General features: G+C 41.5%; 17 protein-coding genes and 1 riboswitch. Of the genes, 11 read left to right on the top strand and 6 right to left on the bottom strand.

All coding sequences use genetic code 11. The features are described 5' to 3' along the window. Positions 1 to 6 precede the first annotated feature (6 nt). Both glgP and O3611_RS04115 read left to right on the top strand, forming a co-directional pair. Positions 7 to 2,265: a glycogen/starch/alpha-glucan family phosphorylase gene (gene glgP, locus O3611_RS04120; protein ID WP_371607915.1), complete on the top strand. Its 2,259-nt coding sequence runs from the start codon at positions 7 to 9 to the stop codon at positions 2,263 to 2,265. A 382-nt stretch (positions 2,266 to 2,647) separates the two neighbouring features. Then, positions 2,648 to 2,854, top strand: a complete 207-nt coding sequence (locus tag O3611_RS04115; protein ID WP_371607914.1) for a hypothetical protein — start codon at positions 2,648 to 2,650, stop codon at positions 2,852 to 2,854. 108 nt (positions 2,855 to 2,962) lie between these two features. Here the strand turns inward: O3611_RS04115 and O3611_RS04110 are convergent, their stop codons facing one another. Then, on the bottom strand, positions 2,963 to 3,811 hold the full coding sequence (locus O3611_RS04110) for a putative RNA methyltransferase (protein WP_371607913.1): 849 nt from the start codon (positions 3,809 to 3,811) through the stop codon (positions 2,963 to 2,965). Positions 3,812 to 4,068: 257 nt separating this feature from the next. Between O3611_RS04110 and O3611_RS04105 the strand changes: the two genes are divergently transcribed. Both O3611_RS04105 and O3611_RS04100 read left to right on the top strand, forming a co-directional pair. Beyond that, on the top strand, positions 4,069 to 4,347 hold the full coding sequence (locus tag O3611_RS04105; protein ID WP_000910903.1) for a DUF6110 family protein: 279 nt from the start codon (positions 4,069 to 4,071) through the stop codon (positions 4,345 to 4,347). Between the two features lies 1 nt (position 4,348). Next, on the top strand, positions 4,349 to 6,412 hold the full coding sequence (locus tag O3611_RS04100) for a heavy metal translocating P-type ATPase (protein ID WP_061863685.1): 2,064 nt from the start codon (positions 4,349 to 4,351) through the stop codon (positions 6,410 to 6,412). A 76-nt stretch (positions 6,413 to 6,488) separates the two neighbouring features. Here O3611_RS04100 and tyrS read toward each other — a convergent pair whose 3' ends face one another. Continuing rightward, on the bottom strand, positions 6,489 to 7,745 hold the full coding sequence (gene tyrS / locus O3611_RS04095) for a tyrosine--tRNA ligase (RefSeq protein ID WP_036758166.1): 1,257 nt from the start codon (positions 7,743 to 7,745) through the stop codon (positions 6,489 to 6,491). A 334-nt stretch (positions 7,746 to 8,079) separates the two neighbouring features. Here tyrS and mutL point away from each other — a divergent pair, with 334 nt between their 5' ends. The 4 genes from mutL to O3611_RS04075 all read left to right on the top strand — a co-directional run bounded on the left by mutL (position 8,080) and on the right by O3611_RS04075 (position 11,986). Beyond that, complete coding sequence (gene mutL, locus O3611_RS04090; protein ID WP_371607912.1) at positions 8,080 to 10,029, top strand: DNA mismatch repair endonuclease MutL; 1,950 nt, start codon at positions 8,080 to 8,082, stop codon at positions 10,027 to 10,029. A gap of 119 nt (positions 10,030 to 10,148) precedes the next feature. Beyond that, a complete protein-coding gene (gene ruvA, locus O3611_RS04085; protein ID WP_371607911.1) occupies positions 10,149 to 10,742 on the top strand; it encodes a Holliday junction branch migration protein RuvA in 594 nt (197 codons plus the stop codon). Positions 10,743 to 10,751: 9 nt separating this feature from the next. Beyond that, positions 10,752 to 11,315, top strand: coding sequence for a DNA-3-methyladenine glycosylase I (locus O3611_RS04080; protein ID WP_371607910.1), 564 nt, complete (start codon positions 10,752 to 10,754; stop codon positions 11,313 to 11,315). Continuing rightward, positions 11,312 to 11,986 carry a lysostaphin resistance A-like protein gene (locus tag O3611_RS04075; RefSeq protein ID WP_371607909.1) on the top strand — a complete coding sequence of 225 codons (675 nt, stop codon included), beginning with the start codon at positions 11,312 to 11,314 and terminating at the stop codon, positions 11,984 to 11,986. Before O3611_RS04080 ends, O3611_RS04075 begins: the two co-directional genes overlap by 4 nt. Before the next feature lie 45 nt (positions 11,987 to 12,031). Here O3611_RS04075 and O3611_RS04070 read toward each other — a convergent pair whose 3' ends face one another. The 4 genes from O3611_RS04070 to O3611_RS04055 form a co-directional block, all read right to left on the bottom strand. Then, positions 12,032 to 13,069, bottom strand: a complete 1,038-nt coding sequence (locus tag O3611_RS04070; RefSeq protein WP_371607908.1) for a S66 peptidase family protein — start codon at positions 13,067 to 13,069, stop codon at positions 12,032 to 12,034. A 149-nt stretch (positions 13,070 to 13,218) separates the two neighbouring features. Then, entirely contained in the window at positions 13,219 to 13,482 is a 264-nt protein-coding gene (locus O3611_RS04065; protein ID WP_004250486.1) for a SemiSWEET family transporter, read from the bottom strand. Positions 13,483 to 13,682: 200 nt separating this feature from the next. Further along, positions 13,683 to 14,357 (bottom strand): DUF1129 domain-containing protein, encoded by a 675-nt coding sequence (locus tag O3611_RS04060; RefSeq protein ID WP_006146142.1) that lies wholly within the window; start codon positions 14,355 to 14,357, stop codon positions 13,683 to 13,685. A 12-nt stretch (positions 14,358 to 14,369) separates the two neighbouring features. Next, complete coding sequence (locus O3611_RS04055; RefSeq protein WP_371607907.1) at positions 14,370 to 15,314, bottom strand: magnesium transporter CorA family protein; 945 nt, start codon at positions 15,312 to 15,314, stop codon at positions 14,370 to 14,372. Positions 15,315 to 15,445: 131 nt separating this feature from the next. On the opposite strand from O3611_RS04055, the gene uvrA reads away from it, so the two are divergent. From uvrA to mgtA, 3 genes are all read left to right on the top strand, one after another. Next, complete coding sequence (gene uvrA, locus O3611_RS04050; protein WP_371607906.1) at positions 15,446 to 18,277, top strand: excinuclease ABC subunit UvrA; 2,832 nt, start codon at positions 15,446 to 15,448, stop codon at positions 18,275 to 18,277. Further along, positions 18,270 to 19,331 carry a Xaa-Pro peptidase family protein gene (locus tag O3611_RS04045; RefSeq protein WP_075232339.1) on the top strand — a complete coding sequence of 354 codons (1,062 nt, stop codon included), beginning with the start codon at positions 18,270 to 18,272 and terminating at the stop codon, positions 19,329 to 19,331. The genes uvrA and O3611_RS04045 overlap by 8 nt, the downstream gene beginning before the upstream one ends. Before the next feature lie 53 nt (positions 19,332 to 19,384). After that, positions 19,385 to 19,538: riboswitch (M-box (ykoK) riboswitch) on the top strand. A gap of 188 nt (positions 19,539 to 19,726) precedes the next feature. Continuing rightward, positions 19,727 to 22,387, top strand: coding sequence for a magnesium-translocating P-type ATPase (gene mgtA, locus O3611_RS04040; protein ID WP_371607905.1), 2,661 nt, complete (start codon positions 19,727 to 19,729; stop codon positions 22,385 to 22,387). Positions 22,388 to 22,493: the final 106 nt, after the last annotated feature.

Here is a 22,493-nt window from a genome sequence, read left to right as displayed (position 1 = left end):
ACAAAAATGTTACCATTAAAAGAATTTGTACAAAATCGTTACAATAAATCTATCGCAGAATGCAGCAACGAAGAGCTTTATCTTGCTCTTCTTAACTACAGCAAACTTGCTAGTAGCCAAAAACCAGTCAACACTGGTAAGAAAAAAGTTTACTACATCTCAGCTGAGTTCTTGATTGGTAAACTCTTGTCAAACAACTTGATTAACCTTGGTCTTTATGACGAAGTTAAAAAAGAACTTGCAGCTGCAGGTAAAGAGTTGATCGAAATCGAAGAAGTAGAATTGGAACCATCACTTGGTAATGGTGGTTTGGGACGTTTGGCAGCCTGCTTTATCGACTCAATCGCTACACTTGGTTTGAATGGTGACGGTGTTGGTTTGAACTACCACTTCGGTCTTTTCCAACAAGTGCTTAAAAACAACCAACAAGAAACGATTCCTAATGCTTGGTTGACTGACCAAAACTGGTTGGTTCGCTCAAGTCGTAGCTACCAAGTACCATTTGCAGACTTTACTTTGACATCAACTCTTTACGATATTGATGTTACTGGTTATGAAACAGCAACTAAAAACCGTTTGCGTTTGTTCGACTTGGATTCAGTTGATTCTTCAATCATTCAAGATGGTATCAACTTTGATAAGACAGATATCGCTCACAACTTGACTCTTTTCCTTTACCCAGACGATAGCGATAAACAAGGTGAATTGCTCCGTATCTTCCAACAATACTTCATGGTTTCAAACGGTGCGCAATTGATCATCGATGAAGCGATCGAAAAAGGCAGCAACTTGCACGACCTTGCTGACTACGCAGTTGTACAAATCAACGATACTCACCCATCAATGGTTATTCCTGAATTGATCCGTCTTTTGACTGAACGTGGTATCGAACTTGATGAAGCAATTTCAATCGTTCGTAGCATGACTGCTTACACAAACCACACAATCCTTGCTGAAGCCCTTGAAAAATGGCCTCTTGAGTTCTTGCAAGAAGTGGTTCCTCACTTGGTACCAATCATCGAAGAATTGGATCGTCGTGTGAAAGCAGAATACAAAGATCCAGCTGTTCAAATTATCGACGAGAGCGGACGTGTTCACATGGCTCACATGGATATCCACTACGGATACAGCGTTAACGGGGTAGCAGCACTTCACACTGAAATCTTGAAAAATTCTGAGTTGAAAGCTTTCTACGACCTTTACCCAGAAAAATTCAACAACAAAACAAACGGTATCACATTCCGTCGCTGGCTCATGCATGCCAACCCAAGACTGTCTCACTACTTGGATGAGGTTATTGGAGAAGGTTGGCACCATGAAGCAGATGAGCTTGAAAAACTCTTGTCTTATGAAGACAAAGCAGCGGTCAAAGAAAAATTGGAAAGCATCAAAGCTCACAACAAACGTAAATTGGCTCGTCATTTGAAAGAACACCAAGGTGTGGAAATCAATACAAACTCTATCTTTGATATCCAAATCAAACGTCTTCACGAGTACAAACGCCAACAAATGAACGCTTTGTACGTGATCCACAAATACCTTGATATCAAAGCTGGTAACATCCCTGCTCGCCCAATCACAATCTTCTTTGGTGGTAAAGCAGCTCCAGCCTACACAATTGCTCAAGACATCATCCACTTGATTCTTTGCATGTCAGAAGTTATTGCTAACGATCCAGCAGTAGCTCCACACTTGCAAGTAGTTATGGTTGAAAACTACAACGTTACTGCAGCAAGCTTCCTTATCCCAGCATGTGATATCTCAGAACAAATCTCACTTGCTTCTAAAGAAGCTTCAGGTACTGGTAACATGAAATTCATGTTGAACGGAGCTTTGACTCTTGGTACTATGGACGGTGCTAACGTGGAAATCGCTGAGTTGGTTGGAGACGAAAACATTTACATCTTCGGTGAAGATTCAGAAACTGTTATCGACCTTTACGCAAAATCAGCTTACAAATCAAGCGAATTCTACGCTCGTAAAGCGATCAAACCATTGGTTGACTTTATCGTTAGCGATGCAGTTCTTGCAGTTGGTAAGAAAGAACGCTTGGAACGTCTTTACAATGAATTGATCAACAAAGACTGGTTCATGACTCTTCTTGACTTAGAAGACTACATCAAGGTTAAAGAGCAAATGCTTGCTGACTACGAAGACCGTGATGCATGGTTGGATAAAGTGATCGTCAACATTGCTAAAGCAGGATTCTTCTCATCTGACCGTACAATCGCTCAGTACAACGAAGATATCTGGCACTTGAACTAATACTCTTCGAAAATCTCTTCAAACCGCGTCATCGTCGCCTTGCCGTACTCAAGTACAGCCTGCGGCTAGTTTCCTAGTTTGCTCTTTGATTTTCATTGAGTATAAGATACGAAATTTTATAGTTATTACATATCTAGAAAAAAAGCGAGTTTCAATTGAAATTCGCTTTTTTGAATGTTATGGATTTGAGGTTGACTGGTCTCAAAAGAAAAAATAATTTGTCAATAATTTCTAGACTTAAAAATCAGACCTAGAGAACACTAAGAAGGCTGGTTGTATTACCTTTAAACCTCAGGTTCTTATTAGCTGTTACCTCAAATTTCTTGTATTCGTTTACAAACAGTATTATAATAGTATTATAGTAAAGAAAGAAGGTGTTCTTATGTGGAAAAAATATTTTTCAAAATATAAATGGACTGATTTATTTTGGATTATTTTTGTAATTTGGTCATGCCTTTATATGGGTAATAGTTCTTCGTTTCCGCTTACTCATCAAGAAATCTCTTTTCATGGCTGTTGTTATGGGGCGTCACTTGCCTTATATCACTTGCTATTTATTGATAAATTTGTCATTTCAAATCGAAAATAAATGGAGAGGTCAAAATTTTTTATACTTTTCGGAAAGACAGTGAAAAATCGTGTTTTAAACCCGCATCTCAAGAAGAGGTGCGGGCTTGGTTTTATCTCATAAACTAGTTTACAGGGCTTTCCCGACAAGAATCTCTGCTTCGATGGTGATCTCTGTCAGTTGGCTCCAATCAATCTTGCTCTGGTCGACATGAAAAAGCAGGGGCGTCATGCTGAGCAAGGCTTGGCGTTGCTCTACGGTGATAGACTTGGTCAGGGAAGCAATCTGACTAGATTGGATGCTGAAGTGTCCTTGGAAGTGTTCCTTAATATCTTGATTAGAATAATCCTTCTTTGTCAGCTGATCCTGTACCATCTGACGGATTTCCTTGAGGTGGTTTTCAGTAGGAATGACCTTGATTAAGATGCCGTCCTTTGATAAGACTCGTCGGAATTCTCCGTAGTTGGCAGGGGAAAAGATATCAAGTAAGATATCCATACTGGCATCTTGCAGAGGAAGGCGAGAAAGGTCCCCAACGAACCAATTGACTGCCCAGTTTGGTTCGCTCTTGGTAGCGATTTGGACAGAATCTTTAGAGATGTCGAAGGCATAGAAGGTTTTGTCAGGATGCCTTTCTTGAAGCTTGCGAGAATAGAATCCTTCGCCGCAACCGATATCTAAAATTGTTTTGGCATTTTTTGAGTTTGCAAGCAAGTCAGATACAGCATCTAAAATAGCTTGGTAAAAGCCGGCTTCTAGGATTTGTTGACGGTTTTGAAAATTTTCCTTGTCGTAGTTAGCAGATTGTTTGATTTGAGGGGCTAGATTGATATAGCCGAATTTCGCCAAGTCAAAAGAATGGCGATTGCTACATTTGAGACTGCTCTCTACCAGAGTCAGATTTTCTTGGCAGATAGGACAGGCAAAGGCGGTCGCAGCAGCGAAGCGCTGGAGTTTGGGTTTGAGATTTGTATTCATAGTTTAAGTGTATCAAAAGAGGCAAATGAAAGCAACTTTAGGAATAAGTAGATGGGAGATTCAGTAGAAATAAAACTAATACTCTTCGAAAATCAAATTCAAACCACGTCAACGTCGCCTTGCCGTACTCAAGTACAGCCTGCGGCTAGTTTCCTAGTTTGCTCTTTGATTTTCATTGAGTATAATTCTCCAATTTATAAAATAAAATTGCTTTTATATCTAAATTGCTATATAATAATGATAAGGAGGAAATAAGTATGTTAAAAGAAGTATTAAGCGTCGCAAAAGTTGCGAAAAAATCATCACTCTTTTTGGGTGGTGTCGCATTTGGTACCCTTGGTTTGAAGATCTTGGCAAGTAAGGAAGCTAAAAAAGGTTATTCTAAAGCTTTAGCTAAGGCTTATAAGTTAAAAGACGAGCTAGATGCATCTGTTTCTGTTGTGAAGCAACATGGAGACGATGTCTTGCAAGATGCCAAATATTTGTACGAGCAAGAGAAAAAAGAAGAGCAATTAGATAGCCTTATAGGGGAATAATATGTCTTTTAAAGTGCTACATAGAGGATACCAACATATCCGCCTATCATCTTCTTTTTCACTCACCTTGGATATTCAAGACTATCTTCGTTCCTTGGCGAGAGATGAAAAGGGGATTGAGTCCATCCAGTTTTACATGGATCAACAGCACTTTACTCTACGTATAAAAGAAGGCTTTTCTGTATTAGATAATGCAGAAGCCTTTTTAAAAAGAATTGATAAAGGGAAAGTTTCTGAGTTGATGACTCTTCCCATTCGTAGAGAAGAGAGTGCTTATTCTATTGTTTCAGGTGCAGCGATTAAGCGTGTGCTTTTTCGTAGTCTTGTACCGTTTCCTATTCGCTATATATGGACTTGTTATCAGGCTTTGGGTTATGTTAGAGAAGCCTATCAGACTCTAGCGCGTAAGGAACTAACGATGGAGGTCTTGGACTGTTCAGCGATTTTATTGTCCTTATTTATGAACCAATCCAAGACGGCAAGTAATATCATGTTTATGCTTGATTTGGGGAATCATTTAGATCAGTGGTCTTTGAAAAAAACTGCAACAGATTTAGAACAAAGCCTTCTTGCAAAAGAGAGCGATGTATTCTTAGTACAGGGCGATACGGTTGTTAGTATCAAGAGTTCCGATGTTCAAATAGGAGATGTCTTGGTCTTATCTCAAGGAAATGAAATTCTATTTGATGGACAAGTAGTTTCAGGTTTAGGTATGGTCAACGAAAGTTCCTTGACGGGAGAGAGTTTTCCAGTTGAAAAAAGAGAGTCTGATTTGGTTTGTGCAAATACAGTATTAGAAACTGGAGAGTTACGCATTCGTGTAACCGATAATCAGATGAACAGCCGGATTTTACAACTGATTGAGTTGATGAAAAAATCTGAAGAAAACAAGAAAACGAAACAACGCTATTTCATCAAGATGGCGGACAAGGTCGTCAAATATAATTTCTTGGGGGCTGGGCTGACTTACCTATTAACGGGTTCTTTTTCTAAGGCTATCTCTTTCCTATTGGTCGATTTCTCCTGCGCTTTGAAAATCTCTACTCCTGTAGCTTATTTGACAGCTATCAAGGAGGGGTTGAACCGTGAAATGGTGATTAAGGATGGAGATGTTCTGGAGAAATACCTGGAAGTTGATACCTTCTTATTTGATAAGACTGGGACAATCACAACTAGCTATCCGATAGTTGAAAAGGTGTTACCTTTTGGAGACAATAGTGAGGAAGATATTCTCAGAATCAGTGCCTGTCTTGAGGAACACATTTATCATCCTATTGCTAATGCTATCGTCAAGCAAGCTGAGATAGAGGGAATTGAACATGAGGAAATGCATGGGAAACTCCAATATATCGCAAGTAAGGGGATCAAATCTCATATAGATGGCCAACCAGTTCTTATTGGGAATTATGTCTTGATGCAGGATGAGCAGATTCATATCAGTTCAGAACAAAATGCTTTAATTGAAGAGTACAAGAGTCACTACAATCTCTTATTCTTAGCCTACCAGAATGAATTGATTGGAATGTTCTGTATTCATACTCCTTTGAGAAAAGAAGCAAAAGCAGCCTTGGAGAAACTTAAGGCACAAGGGAAAAAATTGATTCTGGCAACAGGGGACACCTTGGTTAGAACAGAGGAATTAGTCAAAGATTTGCCCTTTGATCAGGTCTATACAGACTTGAAACCTGATGGGAAATTTGAGCTAGTAGAGGAACTGCAGAAAGCAGGTCACACTATTTTGATGGTTGGAGATGGATTGAATGACTCAGCAGCTCTAACCCTATCAGATATCGGTGTGGTGATGAATGAGAGTGCAGACATTTCTAAGCAGATGAGCGATATCTTATTGTTAGATAATCGCTTGGATTTCTTCCAAGAGTTGGATTGGCTATCATCATCTTTGCAAACACTCATCAAGAAGAATATTCAAGATACCGTTATCGTAAATAGTAGTTTGATTGGCTTTGGCTTGTTTAATTGGCTCAGTCCTTCAAATCTCTCTATCTTACATAATCTAACAACCTTACGTATTGTACTGCGTAGCCTGTCTATTAAGGCTAGATAGATATGGTTATCAACAACAAAAAGGAGTTACCTTTCTCGAGGTTAACTCCTTTATTTATAGATCAATGTTGAACAGTTTAGTAAGTCAATACAAAGTATTTTTTCTTCCCACGACGGATAACAGTCAGTTCGTTTTCTAACTTATCTGCGTCACTCAAGACATAGTCAAGGTCTTGGATGCGGTCGCCGTTGACGTAGATAGCTCCGTTTTGGACGTCTTCACGGGCTTGGCGTTTTGAGTTAACTACACCAGATGAGACGAGCAGTTCCACGATATTGTGGTTTTCATCTGCTTGAACTTGGTAGTTTGGCACACCACGAAGTCCTTGTTTTAGCTCTTTGACAGAAAGGTTTTTGATGTTTCCTGCAAAGAGTTGCTCAGTGATGTTAAGGGCTTCTTTGTAGGCTTCTTCTCCGTGGACAAGAGTCACGACTTCACGAGCGAGGACTTTTTGAGCCAAGCGTTCGTGTGGTGCTGCTTCGAATTGTTTACGGATGTCTTCAATCTCGTCTAATGACAAGAAAGTAAAGATTTTCAAGAAGCGTACAGCGTCAGCATCCATGACGTTCATCCAGAATTGGTACATTTCGTATGGAGAAGTCTTTTCAGGGTTGAGCCAAACAGCATTCCCTTCTGATTTACCAAATTTCTTACCGGTTGCGTCTGTGATGAGTGGGACAGTAATTACGTGACCAGTCTTGTCAGCCTTACGACGAAGCAACTCAGTGCCAGCTGTCATGTTTCCCCATTGGTCAGAACCACCGATTTGAAGGGTTACATTGTGTTCTTGGTTGAGGACAAAGAAGTCATAACCTTGCATGATTTGGTAGGCAAACTCAGTGTAAGAAATCCCTGTTTCAATCCGTTTTTTAACAGACTCCTTGCTCATCATGTAGTTGACAGTGAAGTATTTTCCGATATCACGGAGGAAGTCAATGAAGCTGATGCTGCCAAACCAGTCGTAGTTGTTGACCATGACAGCTTTATTTTCACCATTTTCAAAATCAAGAAAGCGAGAAAGTTGTCCTTGGATAGACTTGACCCAGCCATCTACTGTGTCTTTTGTTTGGAGACTACGCTCAGCATCTTTGAAGGACGGATCTCCGATGAGACCTGTAGCACCGCCAACGAGCGCATAAGGTTTGTGACCTGCTAACTGCAAACGACGACTTGTCAAGATTGCGACAAGGTGGCCTAGGTGAAGGCTGTCAGCAGTTGGATCGTAGCCAGTATAATAAGAAACTTGACCTTCTTCTAGGGCTTTACGCAAAGCTTCTTCATCAGTCGTTTGAAAAATCAAACCACGCTCTTTTAGCTCATCAAAAATGTGCATGTGTCTTTTCTCCTTTTTAAAATATTGTTTCTACCTATTTTACCACAAACTTGGCAAATAACCTAGTAAAATCGGGAAGAAAGTTGCTGCTTGGACTTTTTTGGAAACGAGTGAAATATGGTATAATAGCACTAGCTTATACTCAATGAAAATCAAAGAGCAAACTAGGAAGCTAGCCGAAGGCTGCTCAAAACACCGTTTTGAGGTTGTGGATAGAACTGACGAAGTCAGTAACACATATACGGCAAGGCGAGACTGACGTGGTTTGAAGAGATTTTTGAAGAGTATTATTTTCAGAGAAATAGATAAAAACAGTTGAGAAAGGGGCTGAAAGATGTCTCATATTATTGAATTGCCAGAAGTATTGGCCAACCAGATTGCAGCAGGAGAAGTTATCGAGCGTCCTGCTAGCGTTGTCAAAGAATTAGTTGAAAATGCTATCGATGCTGGCTCAAGCCAGATTATCGTTGAGATTGAAGAAGCTGGTCTTAAGAAAATCCAAATCACCGATAATGGACATGGGATTGCCCACGATGAAGTCGAGTTAGCTCTCCGCCGTCATGCGACCAGTAAGATTAAGAATCAAGCGGATCTTTTTCGGATTCGGACTCTCGGTTTTCGTGGTGAAGCTCTGCCCTCTATCGCATCTGTCAGTGTTTTGACTTTGTTGACTGTGGTGGATGGCGCAAGTCACGGGACCAAGTTAGTGGCTCGTGGGGGAGAAGTAGAAGAAATCATACCAGCGACCAGTCCTGTTGGGACCAAGGTTTGTGTGGAAGACCTCTTTTTCAACACACCAGCTCGTCTCAAGTATATGAAGAGCCAGCAGGCAGAATTGTCCCATATCATTGATATTGTTAACCGTCTAGGATTGGCCCATCCTGAGATTTCCTTTAGCCTGATTAGTGATGGCAAGGAGATGACACGAACAGCTGGCACGGGTCAACTGCGTCAGGCCATTGCTGGGATTTATGGTTTAGCTAGTGCCAAAAAAATGGTTGAGATTGAGAATTCTGACCTAGACTTTGAAATTTCTGGTTTTGTGTCCTTGCCGGAATTGACGCGGGCTAATCGTAACTATATCAGCCTCTTCATCAATGGCCGTTATATCAAGAACTTTTTACTCAATCGTGCTATTCTTGACGGTTATGGCAGTAAGCTCATGGTGGGGCGTTTTCCACTGGCTGTCATTCATATCCATATTGACCCTTATCTAGCGGATGTCAATGTGCATCCAACCAAGCAAGAGGTGCGAATTTCCAAGGAAAGAGAGCTGATGGCACTGGTTTCAGAAGCTATCGCAAAGAGTCTAAAGGAACAGGCCTTGATTCCAGATGCCTTGGAAAATCTTGCAAAGTCTACCGTACGCAATCGTGAAAAAGTAGAGCAAACCATTCTCCCACTTAAAGAAAATAATCTTTACTACGAGCAAACGGAGCTGACAAGACCGCCTCAAGCTGAGGTGGCAGACCATCAGGTGAACCTGACGGAAGAAAGACAGGATTTGACCTTGTTTGCTAAGGAAACTTTGGATCAGATGACTAAACCAGCTAAACTGCATTTTGCAGAGAGAAAGCCTGCTAGCTATGACCAACTAGACCATCCAGAGCTAGACCTAGCTAGTCTGGATAAGGCTTATGATAAGCTGGAGCGAGAAGAATCTTCAAGCTTCCCAGAGTTGGAATTTTTCGGTCAGATGCATGGAACCTATCTCTTTGCCCAAGGTCGAGATGGGCTCTACATCATAGATCAGCACGCGGCTCAGGAACGGGTTAAGTATGAGGAGTACCGTGAGAGCATTGGCAATGTTGACCAGAGCCAGCAGCAACTCCTAGTGCCTTATATTTTTGAATTTCCTGCGGATGATGCCCTTCGTCTCAAGGAAAGAATGTCTCTTTTAGAGGAAGTAGGCGTCTTTCTAGCAGAGTACGGGGAGAATCAATTTATCCTACGGGAACATCCTATTTGGATGGCAGAGGAGGAAATCGAGTCTGGAATCTATGAGATGTGCGACATGCTCCTTTTAACCAAGGAAGTTTCGATCAAGAAATACCGGGCAGAGCTAGCTATCATGATGTCCTGCAAACGGTCTATCAAGGCCAACCATCGTATCGATGACCACTCAGCTAGACAGCTGCTCTATCAGCTTTCCCAATGTGACAACCCCTACAACTGTCCACACGGACGTCCTGTTTTGGTTCACTTTACCAAGTCGGACATGGAAAAGATGTTCCGTCGCATTCAGGAAAATCATACTAGCCTCCGAGAGCTAGGAAAATACTAATACTCTTCGGAAATCTCTCTAAACTGCGTCAGCCTTACCTTGCCTGACTCAAGTTATGCCTACGGTTAGCTTCCTAGTTTAGATTTGATTTTCATTGAGTATAAATTGAAGGGAAAATTATGTACGAATATCTAAAGGGTATTATTACCAAAATTACTGCTAAATATATCGTCCTTGAGGCAAATGGTATCGGTTATATCCTGCATGTGGCTAATCCCTATGCTTACTCAGGACAAGTTAACCAAGAAGCGCAAATCTATGTGCATCAAGTCGTTCGCGAAGATGCTCATCTACTTTACGGCTTTCGCTCGGAAGATGAGAAAAAGCTTTTTCTTAGTTTGATTTCGGTGTCGGGTATTGGTCCTGTTTCTGCTCTTGCTATCATCGCGGCTGATGACAATGCAGGGCTTGTACAAGCTATTGAGACCAAGAATATCACCTACTTGACTAAATTCCCTAAAATCGGTAAGAAAACAGCCCAACAGATGGTGTTGGACTTAGAAGGGAAAGTTGTTGTGGCAGGAGACGATCTCCCTGCTAAAACTGAAGCTCCATCTAGCAGTGACAACCAAGAACTGGAAGAAGCTATGGAAGCTATGTTGGCCTTGGGCTACAAGGCGGCTGAGCTCAAGAAAATCAAGAAATTCTTTGAAGGAACTTCGGATACAGCAGAAAATTACATCAAATCTGCCCTTAAGATGTTGGTGAAATAGGAGAAGTCTATGCCAAAACGCTGTGGCTGGGTTAAAATGAACAACCCGCTATATGTAGCCTACCACGATGAAGAGTGGGGCCAGCCCCTTCATGATGACCAAGCTCTTTTTGAGTTGCTCTGTATGGAGACCTATCAGGCGGGCTTATCTTGGGAAACGGTGCTTAACAAACGCCAAGCTTTTCGTCAAGCTTTTCATGACTATCAAGTTCAAGATGTTGCGGACATGACTGATGAAGAATTGGAAGCTTTGATGGATAATCCAGTTATCATCCGCAATCGTGCCAAGATATTTGCGACGCGAGCAAACGCGCAGGCTTTTCTACAAGTTCAGGCAGAATTCGGAACTTTTGATGCTTATATTTGGTCTTTTGTCGGTGGGAAGACGATTGTGAATGATGTGCCTGACTACAGCCAGGCGCCTGCCAAAACAGCTCTATCTGAAAAATTATCCAAAGATCTCAAAAAACGAGGCTTTAAGTTTACAGGTCCTGTTGCAGTTTTGTCATTTCTACAAGCTGCAGGTTTGGTTGATGACCACGAGAATGATTGTGAATGGAAGGATCTTAAATGATGTTTGACAAAAATAAGGGAATTCTGATTTTTGTGATTCTCTATACAGTTCTCTTTGTTTTTGATGGTATACGAGTATTTGATGCTCCATTGCCTTCTTCTGCAGGGACTTATTTGGTCTATACCATCATGTTTGTGTATGGTTGCTTCTTATTTAAGTCCCTATTGCTCCAAAAGTGGGAAGAGGTTAGAAATTCTAAAAGGAAATTTATCTTTGGCGTCTTAACAGGGTGGATTTTTCTCTTTCTGATGACTGTTGTCTTTGGCTTTGTATCAGAGATGTTGAGGCAGTTTTTTGGGCTGGTCGGACAAGGTCTAAACCAGTCGAATATTCAAAGTACCTTTCAAGAGCAACCACTACTGATAGCCGTTTTCGCCTGCATCATAGGACCTATAGTGGAAGAGCTCTTTTTCCGTCAAATTTTATTGAGATATTTGAGGAAAAATCTGCCAACTTGGCTGAGTGTCTTTTTGGTCGGCCTTGCCTTTGCGCTTACTCATATGCACAGTTTGTCTTTATCAGAGTGGGTCGGTGCAGTCGGTTACCTAGGTGGTGGTCTTGCCTTTTCAATTATTTATGTGAAAGAAAAGGAGAATATCTACTATCCCCTACTTGTTCACATGTTAAGCAACAGTCTTTCCTTGATCATTTTAGCTATCAGTAGTATGTGATGAAAATACTAGTAATGATAATGAGAAAAAGCTGAGAAATTCATCTCAGCTTTCTTTGTTATAGTCAAATCGAATGACTTGCTCCGTTGCGTCTACATACGCGTGGATTCCAAAGGGAACAATTGCTCTTGGTGTGGCATGGCCAACGTTTAGATTATAGACAATCGGGATATTGCTGTCAATGATGTCCATTAAAGCCTCCTTATAGTCGTCATAGAAGGTTTCATCCATAGGTTTTCCGACCAAGAGTCCACTGATGGCTTCAAATATCCCAGTTTCTTTTAAAGCCTGCAACATTTTTTTGAAATCATCAGGTTCAGGCTTTTCTTGACTTGTTTCTAGCAATAGAATCTTTCCTTCCCAGTCGGATAAGTCAGGGAAAAGTTTGTATTTTTGGCAGAGGTCTGTGCTATCTGAGTGTAGAGAGTTGTCAAAAATATCATAGAGAGACTCAAGACAACCACCGAGGATTTCTCCCTCAAACTGAGCATTGCCTTGTAACAAGTCAAAACCTGTATTTACATGGCTGACACGAGGTGTTCCCAAAGCTTTGGGACTGAAGTCAGTTCTTTCCTCATACCAAACGTCACTAGGTCGAATTTCTAAGATTCTTCCCGTCTCAATCAATTCTTTGAAGTAGTGGAGGCTATATGGCAACATTTCTTTGTCTAACTCACAAATGTCTGCTAGAAATGATTGGCCGTAAAAAGTCTTGATTCCCAGTTTATGCAACATGAGATGGTTCATGGTTGTATCTGAGAAGCCAAGAAACATTTTTTGATTGATAACCTTTTGTAGTTGGTCATTTTCAAAAAGATAAGGTAGTAAGCGATAGGTATCGTCTCCACCGATGGCGCATAGGATCATGTCGATACTATCATCAGAAAAGGCTTGAATCAAATCCTCTGCACGAGCTTCAGGATGTTCTTTTACAAAGTCTAAGCCTTTTAGTGAATTAGGTAAAAAGATAGGCTTGAGTCCTAAGTCCTTGAGACGTTGGATACCCAAGTCCACTTCATGTTTGACAAAGTCCTCTCCGATAATGCCACTAGATAAACTAATAATACCAATAGTAGAAATCATATCTCATCCTCCTAGAAATAGATTGAGCTTATTTTATCACAAAAGATGAGGGGGAACAACAAGAATTAGAGCCAGAAGAAGGCTTTTAGATCAAGAAAGTAAGCAAAAAGCAACCAATCGTGTGGTTGCTTTTTATAGTAGTTGTATTCTTATAGAGCAGTAAGGAAAGTCAGTCCGCCAAGGATAACCCCGGCTGAGTTTGGAATGATTAGAATCCAGTCTTTCTTAGGCTCTTTTGTCCATCCATAAATGACCCAGATTAAGCAAGAGACTGCTGCTGATAAAGGTTGGAATGGTTGAGCTTTGTTCCCTTGTAAATTGGCAAAAATTTGGGGGATGTAGGCTATAAATACAATAATCCCGATAAAGGCACCAATTGAACCGACAATTTGATTAATTCTCTGTTTAGTCATATATATTTCTCCTTATTGCTTTATTAGTATAACAGAAAAACAGCTTGGATTCAAGGATAAAACCTTGGGATTCTAAGGGAAGCCTTTACATTAGAACGTTTTTAGAAAATGTAGCTACTTTTCTTTGGAGAATCAAAAAATACTTTGGAGCCATAATAAAAGTAGTCTGTCTACAAAACACACTACTTTTTTTGTTTATCTTAATATCTAGCTGGTCCTGCACTTGCGCTCTTGATGTTGAACCGTTTTTTGAGGTAGAAACGTAGGGCAAGGAGAGCTCCTCCAATCACCAATAAAACAAGTGGTGGGAGACTGATGTTGATGGCTTGTGGAAGGAAGTTACTCAAGAAGAGGATGAAGACCCAGGCAAACATGGTTGCTAGCATGACCAAAAGTGATTTCCAGAATGGTGGGCGTTGGCTACGGTCAGTATCTGGTCCGTAGTAGCGGTAGATGAAGTGGTAGAGAAGGTAAAAGGCAACTCCACCAAAGGCCCCTACACTGATAAGTGTTACCAACCCGTAGGCCACAGGTTGGTTTGAGAAGAAGCTCATCAAGGCGCTAACTACTGCAAATAATCCTGTGATGAAAAGGGCTGAATCCAACATCATCAATTTTGGATCGTCGTTTTCTTTTGGATGTTCTTTTTCGTACTGCTCTTTTTCGCTGAAACTATGAGCCCAGTGAGTTGGTGCTCCGTAGATAGAACGAGCTGTCACTCCCTTTGGTTGTTCTTCAAGGATATGAGGAATGACTTCTTCAAGGATAGCCTTGATTTCAGCATCTGTTTTTCCGTCCTTGAGAAATTGCTGGGTTGCAATATGGATAAATTCCTGGTTTTTCTTTGTTAATTCTTTTAAATCAATCTGTGACATAATAACTCCTGTTTAGAACCATTTTTTATGGATGAGGTAAAGAGTGAGAGAAACACTCATAGCAAAGGCGATAAAGACGATGAGCCAGAAAGCATGCGGTTCTCCGTTTAAAGGGATTTCATTATCCTTAAAGTTCATTCCGTAAGCAGAGAAAATCATAGTCGGCACAGACATAACGATGGTCACGAGGGCCAAGGTTTTCATGATATTGTTCTGGTTGTTTGAAATGATAGAGGCAAAGGTCTCTGTCATAGAGTGAAGGACGTTTCCATAGATATCCGCCATCTCGATGGCCTGTTGCGTTTCAATCAAGGTATCTTCCAGTAGATCTTCGTCTTCAAGGTATTTCTTGATATTGCTAGTTGCGCTGGTCAACTTTTTAATCACGCGCTCATTTGTCTTAAGTGAAGCTTTGAAGTAGACGATAGTCTTTTCCAACTCCATGAGTTCGATCAATTCTTCGTTTCGAGTAGATTTGTGAAGTTGACTCTCAATCTGCTCACTTTTACGTTCGATTGAACGGAGGGCGGTTAGGTAAATCTCCGCATTACGGTAGAGGATTTGGAAGATGAAGCGCGAACGCATGAAGGTATAGAAATTCCGAAGTCTACGATTGATAAAGACATCAAGAAGTGGTAGAGGCTCCAAACAAGTGGTAATAATAGCCTCCTCGGTGATGATAATACCAAGCGGGATGGTTACGTAGTAGGTGCGGTTATTTCTTTCCTCTGTGACTGGAACGTCTACGATAATCAGGGTATACTCGTCTTCAATGGTAATACGAGACATTTCTTCCGCATCGAGCGGTGCACGAAGGTCAGCAATATCGATATCGAAGGCGTTGGCGATTTCGAGAGATTCATTTTGAGTCGGATTGACGAGATTGATCCAAGTACCCGGTTCAAGCGTATCGATCTCTTTAAATTCAGTTGTTGTAGAGAGAAAAACTTGTTTCATATCCCTTATCCTTTCTCATTTTTCAGATTTTTTCACACCGTACTATTATACTACAAAATCGGCCTTTTGGGTAATAGAATCTCACTTTTTTTGGTATAATGGTAAGCAATAATGGACTAGAAAGAACAAAGATGCAAGATAAAATTGTCATTCATGGGGCGCGTGCCCATAATTTAAAAAATATTGATGTGGAGATTCCACGAGACAAGCTGGTTGTCGTGACTGGTTTGTCAGGTTCAGGGAAATCCAGTCTGGCCTTTGATACCCTCTATGCGGAGGGACAACGTCGCTACGTAGAGAGTTTGTCAGCCTACGCTCGTCAGTTCTTGGGAAATATGGAAAAACCAGATGTAGATGCCATTGATGGTCTCAGCCCAGCTATTTCCATCGACCAGAAAACGACTAGTAAAAATCCTCGCTCGACGGTGGGAACAACGACTGAAATCAATGACTATCTGCGTCTCCTCTACGCGCGTGTGGGGACGCCTTACTGTATCAACGGGCATGGGGCTATCAAGGCTTCTTCTGTGGAGCAAATCGTGGATAAGATTTTGGAGTTACCTGAACGCCAGCGTCTGCAAATCTTAGCTCCAGTTATTCGTAAGAAAAAAGGACAGCACAAGAGCGTTATTGAGAAGATTCAGAAAGATGGGTATGTTCGTGTCCGTGTGGATGGGGAAGTCTATGATGTGACCGAAGTGCTAGAGTTGTCTAAGAGCAAGCAACACAATATTGATGTCGTGGTTGACCGTATTGTCATCAAGGAGGGCATTCGTAGCCGTCTCTTTGATTCCATTGAGGCTGCCCTTCGCATTGCAGAAGGTTATGTCATTATCGACACTATGGACGATTCTGAGTTGCTCTTCTCTGAGCATTATGCCTGCCCAGTTTGTGGATTTACTGTCCCAGAGTTAGAGCCTCGTCTCTTCTCATTCAATGCTCCTTTTGGTTCTTGTAGTGAGTGTGACGGCTTGGGCATCAAGCTGGAGGTGGATACTGATTTGGTAGTACCGGATGCCAGCAAAACGCTACGCGAGGGAGCCTTGGCTCCTTGGAATCCTATCTCATCCAACTACTATCCAAACATGCTAGAGCAGGCTATGACAGCTTTTGGAGTGGATATGGATAAGCCTTTTGAGAACTTGTCAGAAGAAGATAAGAACTTGATTCTCTATGGATCTGATGGTAAGGAATTCCATTTCCACTATGAGAATGAATTCGGCGGAGTTCGCGACATCGACATTCCTTTTGAAGGTGTTATAGGGAATATTAAGCGACGTTACCATGAAACCAATAGTGACTACACCCGTACACAAATGCGTCTTTATATGAATGAGCTAACTTGTGGCACTTGTCATGGTTATCGTCTCAATGACCAAGCCTTATCTGTTCGTGTAGGAGGAGAGAAAGGACCTCATATCGGAGAAATTTCAGACCTCTCCATCGCAGACCATTTGGAGGCTATTGATCGGTTGGCTCTATCAAAAAATGAAGCCATTATTGCTCGTCCCATTCTTAAGGAAATCAAAGACCGCTTGACCTTCCTCAATAATGTGGGTCTCAACTATCTGACCCTTTCTCGTTCAGCAGGAACCCTATCAGGTGGGGAGAGCCAGCGTATTCGCTTGGCGACTCAGATTGGTTCCAATCTCTCAGGAGTGCTTTATATCCTAGACGAGCCGTCAATCGGTCTTCACCAGAGGGACAATGACCGTCTGATTGCCAGTCTGAAAAAGATGCGGGATTTAGGAAATACTCTCATCGTGGTAGAACACGATGAAGATACCATGCGTGAGGCGGATTATTTGATTGACGTTGGGCCTGGTGCAGGGGTCTTTGGTGGAGAGATTGTAGCAGCAGGAACGCCTAAGCAGGTGGCTCGCAACAGTAAGTCAATTACAGGACAGTATCTATCAGGAAAACGTGCCATTCCAGTGCCGTCAGAACGCCGCGTTGGAAACGGTCGCTTTATCGAGGTGACTGGGGCGCGTGAGAATAACTTGCAAAATATCACCGCTCGTTTCCCTCTCGGAAAATTCATTGCGGTGACAGGAGTCTCTGGTTCAGGGAAGTCGACCCTCATTAACAGTATTCTCAAAAAAGCGATTGCTCAAAAATTAAATCGCAATTCAGACAAACCTGGGAAGTTTAAGACTATTACAGGAATCGAGCATATCGATCGTCTGATTGATATTGACCAGAGTCCTATTGGAAGAACACCAAGGTCCAATCCTGCAACCTATACAGGTGTCTTTGATGACATTCGAGACCTCTTTGCTCAGACAAATGAGGCCAAGATTCGTGGTTATAAGAAAGGGCGTTTCAGTTTCAATGTTAAGGGTGGTCGCTGTGAGGCCTGCTCAGGTGACGGGATTATCAAGATTGAGATGCACTTCTTGCCAGATGTTTATGTGGCTTGTGAAGTCTGCCACGGAACTCGCTACAACAGTGAAACGCTTGAAGTTCATTACAAGGAAAAGAATATTTCGCAAGTCTTGGATATGACTGTTAATGATGCGGTGGAGTTCTTCCAACATATTCCGAAAATTCAACGCAAACTTCAGACTATCAAGGATGTGGGACTTGGTTATGTGACCTTGGGGCAACCTGCTACCACTCTTTCTGGGGGAGAAGCCCAGCGTATGAAGTTGGCTAGTGAACTTCACAAACGATCGACAGGAAAATCTTTCTACATTCTGGATGAGCCGACGACAGGACTCCATACAGAGGATATCGCTCGCTTGCTTACAGTCTTGGCTCGCTTTGTAGACGATGGCAATACAGTTCTCGTCATTGAGCACAATTTAGACGTTATCAAGACAGCAGACCATATTATTGACTTGGGGCCTGAAGGTGGTGTCGGTGGTGGAACCATCATCGCAACAGGAACTCCAGAAGAAGTAGCGGCCAATGAAGCCAGCTACACAGGACAGTATTTGAAAGGAAAGTTACATCATGAATAAACGTGTACAAGCATTTTTAGATAAAATGCAAGAAAAAGAACTAGATGGAATCATTATCAATAACCTTAAAAATGTCTACTATTTGACAGGATTTTGGGGTTCAAATGGGACAGTCTTTATCAGTCGTGACCGTCAAGTCTTGGTAACAGATGCCCGCTATATTATCGCTGCTAAGCAAGAAGTTACCGGCTTTGAGATTTTTGCAGAACGTGATGAGTTGGCAACTATCGCAAAGATTGCAAAAGATATGGGCCTTTCTCGTATCGGGTTTGAAGATGAGATTTCAGTTTCTTATTACCATCGCATGCAAACCGCCTTTGAAGGTCTGGAATTGCTCCCTCAAACTCAGTTTGTTGAAGCCCTTCGTATGATTAAGGACGAGACAGAAATTGCGACTATTCGCAAGGCATGCTCTATCTCTGACCAAGCTTTCCACGATGCTCTTGACTTTATCAAGCCAGGGAAGACAGAAATTGAAATTGCCAACTTCCTTGACTTCCGCATGCGTGAGTTGGGAGCATCTGGCTTGTCTTTTGACACTATTCTAGCTAGCGGTATCAACTCTTCCAAACCCCATGCCCATCCTATGCACAAACCAGTGGAGCTGGGAGAAGCTATTACCATGGACTTCGGTTGCCTTTATGACCACTATGTCAGCGATATGACCCGGACCATTTATCTCGGTCATGTCAGTGACGAGCAAGCAGAGATTTACAATACGGTTTTGAAGGCCAACCAAGCTCTGATAGACCAAGCTAAGGATGGCTTAGGTTTCCGTGATTTTGATAAAATCCCTCGTGATATCATTGTGGAAGCAGGCTATGGAGAATATTTTACTCACGGTATCGGGCATGGTATCGGACTTGATATTCACGAAGAACCTTACTTTAGCCAAACTTCCAAAGAAGTTATCAAAACTGGTATGGTCTTGACTGATGAACCAGGTATTTATATTGAAGGTAAATACGGGGTTCGTATCGAAGATGATATCTTGATTACAGATACAGGTTGTGAGTTATTAACCCTTGCTCCAAAAGAATTAATCGTAATCTAAGAAAAATGAGATAAATCGTTGACTTTTACTAGTTAAAGGTTTATACTGAAAGGCGGAAACGGTAGGTGAGGCTACCATAGGGATACGGATGACTACCGCAAAGCAGTGGAGACACTACTCGTTGGTCAACAGTCCTGGTCGCGAAGGTCAAGACTAAGCTCATTACATCGCCCTATGGAGTTAAAGCTTGAACGAAAACAGATAATAAGTTTTTTAGTCCTGCCATTTTATGGCAGGACTTTCTGCTGTTTTAGAAGAAAGGAGACAAACGATGCAAATTGACGATCATCCAGAACCGCGCATACACAGCCAATCGCTGATTTGTGTCGTTTTGTCCTTATAAAGCGATTGGTTCCTGTGTATGAAATTATCATTCATACAGATAGGAGAAACCAATGAAAACTACAAAAGAAAGACTAGCAGCAGCTATTCAAACCCCATTAAAAGATAGTCTAGCTTTTTACCATACAAGTCTAAAAGGCTTAGACCAAGAACAAGTCGAAGAAAACCGTGACTTGTATGGTGAAAACACCATTACCAAGGGTCAAGAGGATTCCATCTTTAAGAAGATTTATGAGTCCATTATAAATCCTTTCACAATCATTTTGCTTGTGATTGCCTTTATCTCTCTCGTTACAAACGTTTGGCTTGCCAAACCTGGCCAAGAGGACCCTACGACCTCTATTATTATCGTTGTCTTGGTTTTGATTTCAGGAGGCATCCGTTTTGTCCAAGAGTTGCGGAGCGACAAGGCGACAACCAATCTTTCAAAAATGATTGTCAACACTGCAACTGTTATTCGTGATGGTCACGAGAAAGAGTTACCAATCGATGAGCTGGTTGTGGGAGACCTCGTGAAATTGAGTGCGGGAGACATGATTCCAGCAGATGTCATCTTGTTCGAATCCCGCGACTTTTTCGTTCAACAGTCAGGCTTGACTGGAGAAAGTGATGCAGTTGAAAAGCTAGCTTTAAATAAAGCCACTGGTCAAAATGTAGATAGCCTCTTAGAAGCAGAATCTTTGGCATTCATGGGGACAAACGTTATCTCAGGAAGTGCTACGGCTATGGTTCTAGCGGTTGGGGATGACACCATGATGGGAGCCATCGAACAAACTCTCAACACCTATGATGAGCCAACTTCTTTTGAACGTGAAATGAACAGCATTTCTTGGCTCTTGATCCGCTTGATGCTTGTCATGGTTCCAATCGTGTTTTTCGCAAATGGATTGACCGATGGAGACTGGCTAGAGGCTGGAGTATTTGCCTTGAGCGTCGGTGTCGGACTGACACCAGAAATGCTTCCGATGATTATCACAGCCAGCTTAGCAAAAGGTTCCATTATCATGGCCAAGGAAAAGGTAGTTATCAAAAAACTCAATGCTATCCAAGACTTAGGAGCAATCGATATCCTTTGTACGGATAAAACTGGAACTCTAACGCAAGATGAGATTGTCTTAGAATATCCCTTGGATATCCATGGTGATTTGGATATGGCGGTCTTAAGAAGAGCTTATCTAAATTCACATTTTCAAACAGGTTTGAAAAACTTGATGGACCGTGCCATTATCAGTAGAACAGAAAAAGAAGCCAAAGAACATGCTATTCTACAAAATTTGGATAAAATTTTCCAAAAAATAGATGAACTGCCTTTTGATTTTGAGCGTAGACGCATGAGTGTTATCGTCAAAGATGACAGCAATGTTGTTAGTATGGTGACCAAAGGCGCTTTGGAAGAAATGTTGAACATTTCAACATATGTAGAATACCGAGGAGAAATGATTCCTCTTACTGAAGACATTCGTCAAGAAGTACTGGCAGAAGTTGGTCAATTAAACCGTCAAGGTTTACGTGTATTAGGTGTTGGTTACAAGTCAGGTCTACGTGAAGATTATGCCTATGCTGTGACTGATGAAAGTGACATGATCCTTACAGGTTACCTTGCCTTTTTGGATCCACCAAAACCATCTGCAGCACCCGCTATCCAAGCCCTACTTGAACATGGTGTCAGAACAAAAATTTTAACTGGAGATAACGAAAAAGTAACCCAAGCTATCTGCGAAAAGGTTGGATTGGACGTTGAACATATGCTCTTAGGTGCTGACATTGATCAAATGACAGACCAAGAATTGGCAGAAGTGGTTGAAAAAGTAACAGTCTTTGCCAAATTATCTCCTGACCAAAAAGCCCGCATCATTCTACAGTTAAAGAAAAATGGTCACGGTGTTGGTTATATGGGGGACGGTATTAATGACGCTCCATCCATGAAGGTGGCAGATGTCGGTATTTCTGTAGATACAGCAGTCGATATCGCCAAGGAAACAGCGGATGTTATCTTGCTAGACAAGGATCTCATGGTTCTGGAAAAGGGTATCGTTGAAGGCCGGAAGGTCTACGCTAACATGACCAAATATATTAAGATGACCGTTAGTTCAAACTTTGGGAATATCTTCTCACTATTGGTTGCAAGTATTTTCTTGCCATTTTTACCAATGGCTCCTGTTCATCTCATTGTCCTAAACCTAGTCTACGATTTATCTTGTGTGGCATTGCCATTTGATAATGTGGATCAAGACTTCCTAAAACAACCCCATACATGGGAAGCAAAATCCATTACTAGATTTATGGTTTGGATGGGCCCAATCTCATCTGTCTTTGATATTTTAACCTTTATCTTCCTCTACTTTATCATTGTTCCTATGGTAACAGGTCATCACTATGTTCATGGGTCAGAATCTGCCCTTCAGTTTATTATCTTGTTCCAAACAGGATGGTTCATCGAATCTATGTGGTCTCAAACCATGGTTATCCATATGCTTCGTACAGCAAAAGTTCCTTTTGTACAAAGCAGACCAGCTTGGCTTGTGATTTTGATGACAGTGGTTGCAGCCTTTTTCGTAACCAGTCTACCTTATGGACCACTAGTAAATATCCTTCGTCTAGCACCCTTAGGGCTTCCTTACTTCTTGTTCTTAATCTGTATTATTTTCTTGTATATGTTTAGCGTCACAGTTATAAAGAAATTTTACATTAAGAAGTATAAAGAATGGTTATAGTTCGTATTTTGTCAAGAAAAAAGTTCAAAAATTGCCAAAAAAGTTAAAATTTTTTAAAAATAGGTCGCAAGTCCGATGTTTTTTATGGTATAATAGTCTAAACTGA

The sequence above is a fragment of the Streptococcus sp. 27098_8_91 genome, assembly GCF_041432385.1.
Classification (GTDB): Bacteria; Bacillota; Bacilli; order Lactobacillales; family Streptococcaceae; genus Streptococcus.
The sequence above is the reverse complement of the archived record's forward strand: the minus strand, read 5'-3'. Positions and strand labels throughout refer to the sequence as shown.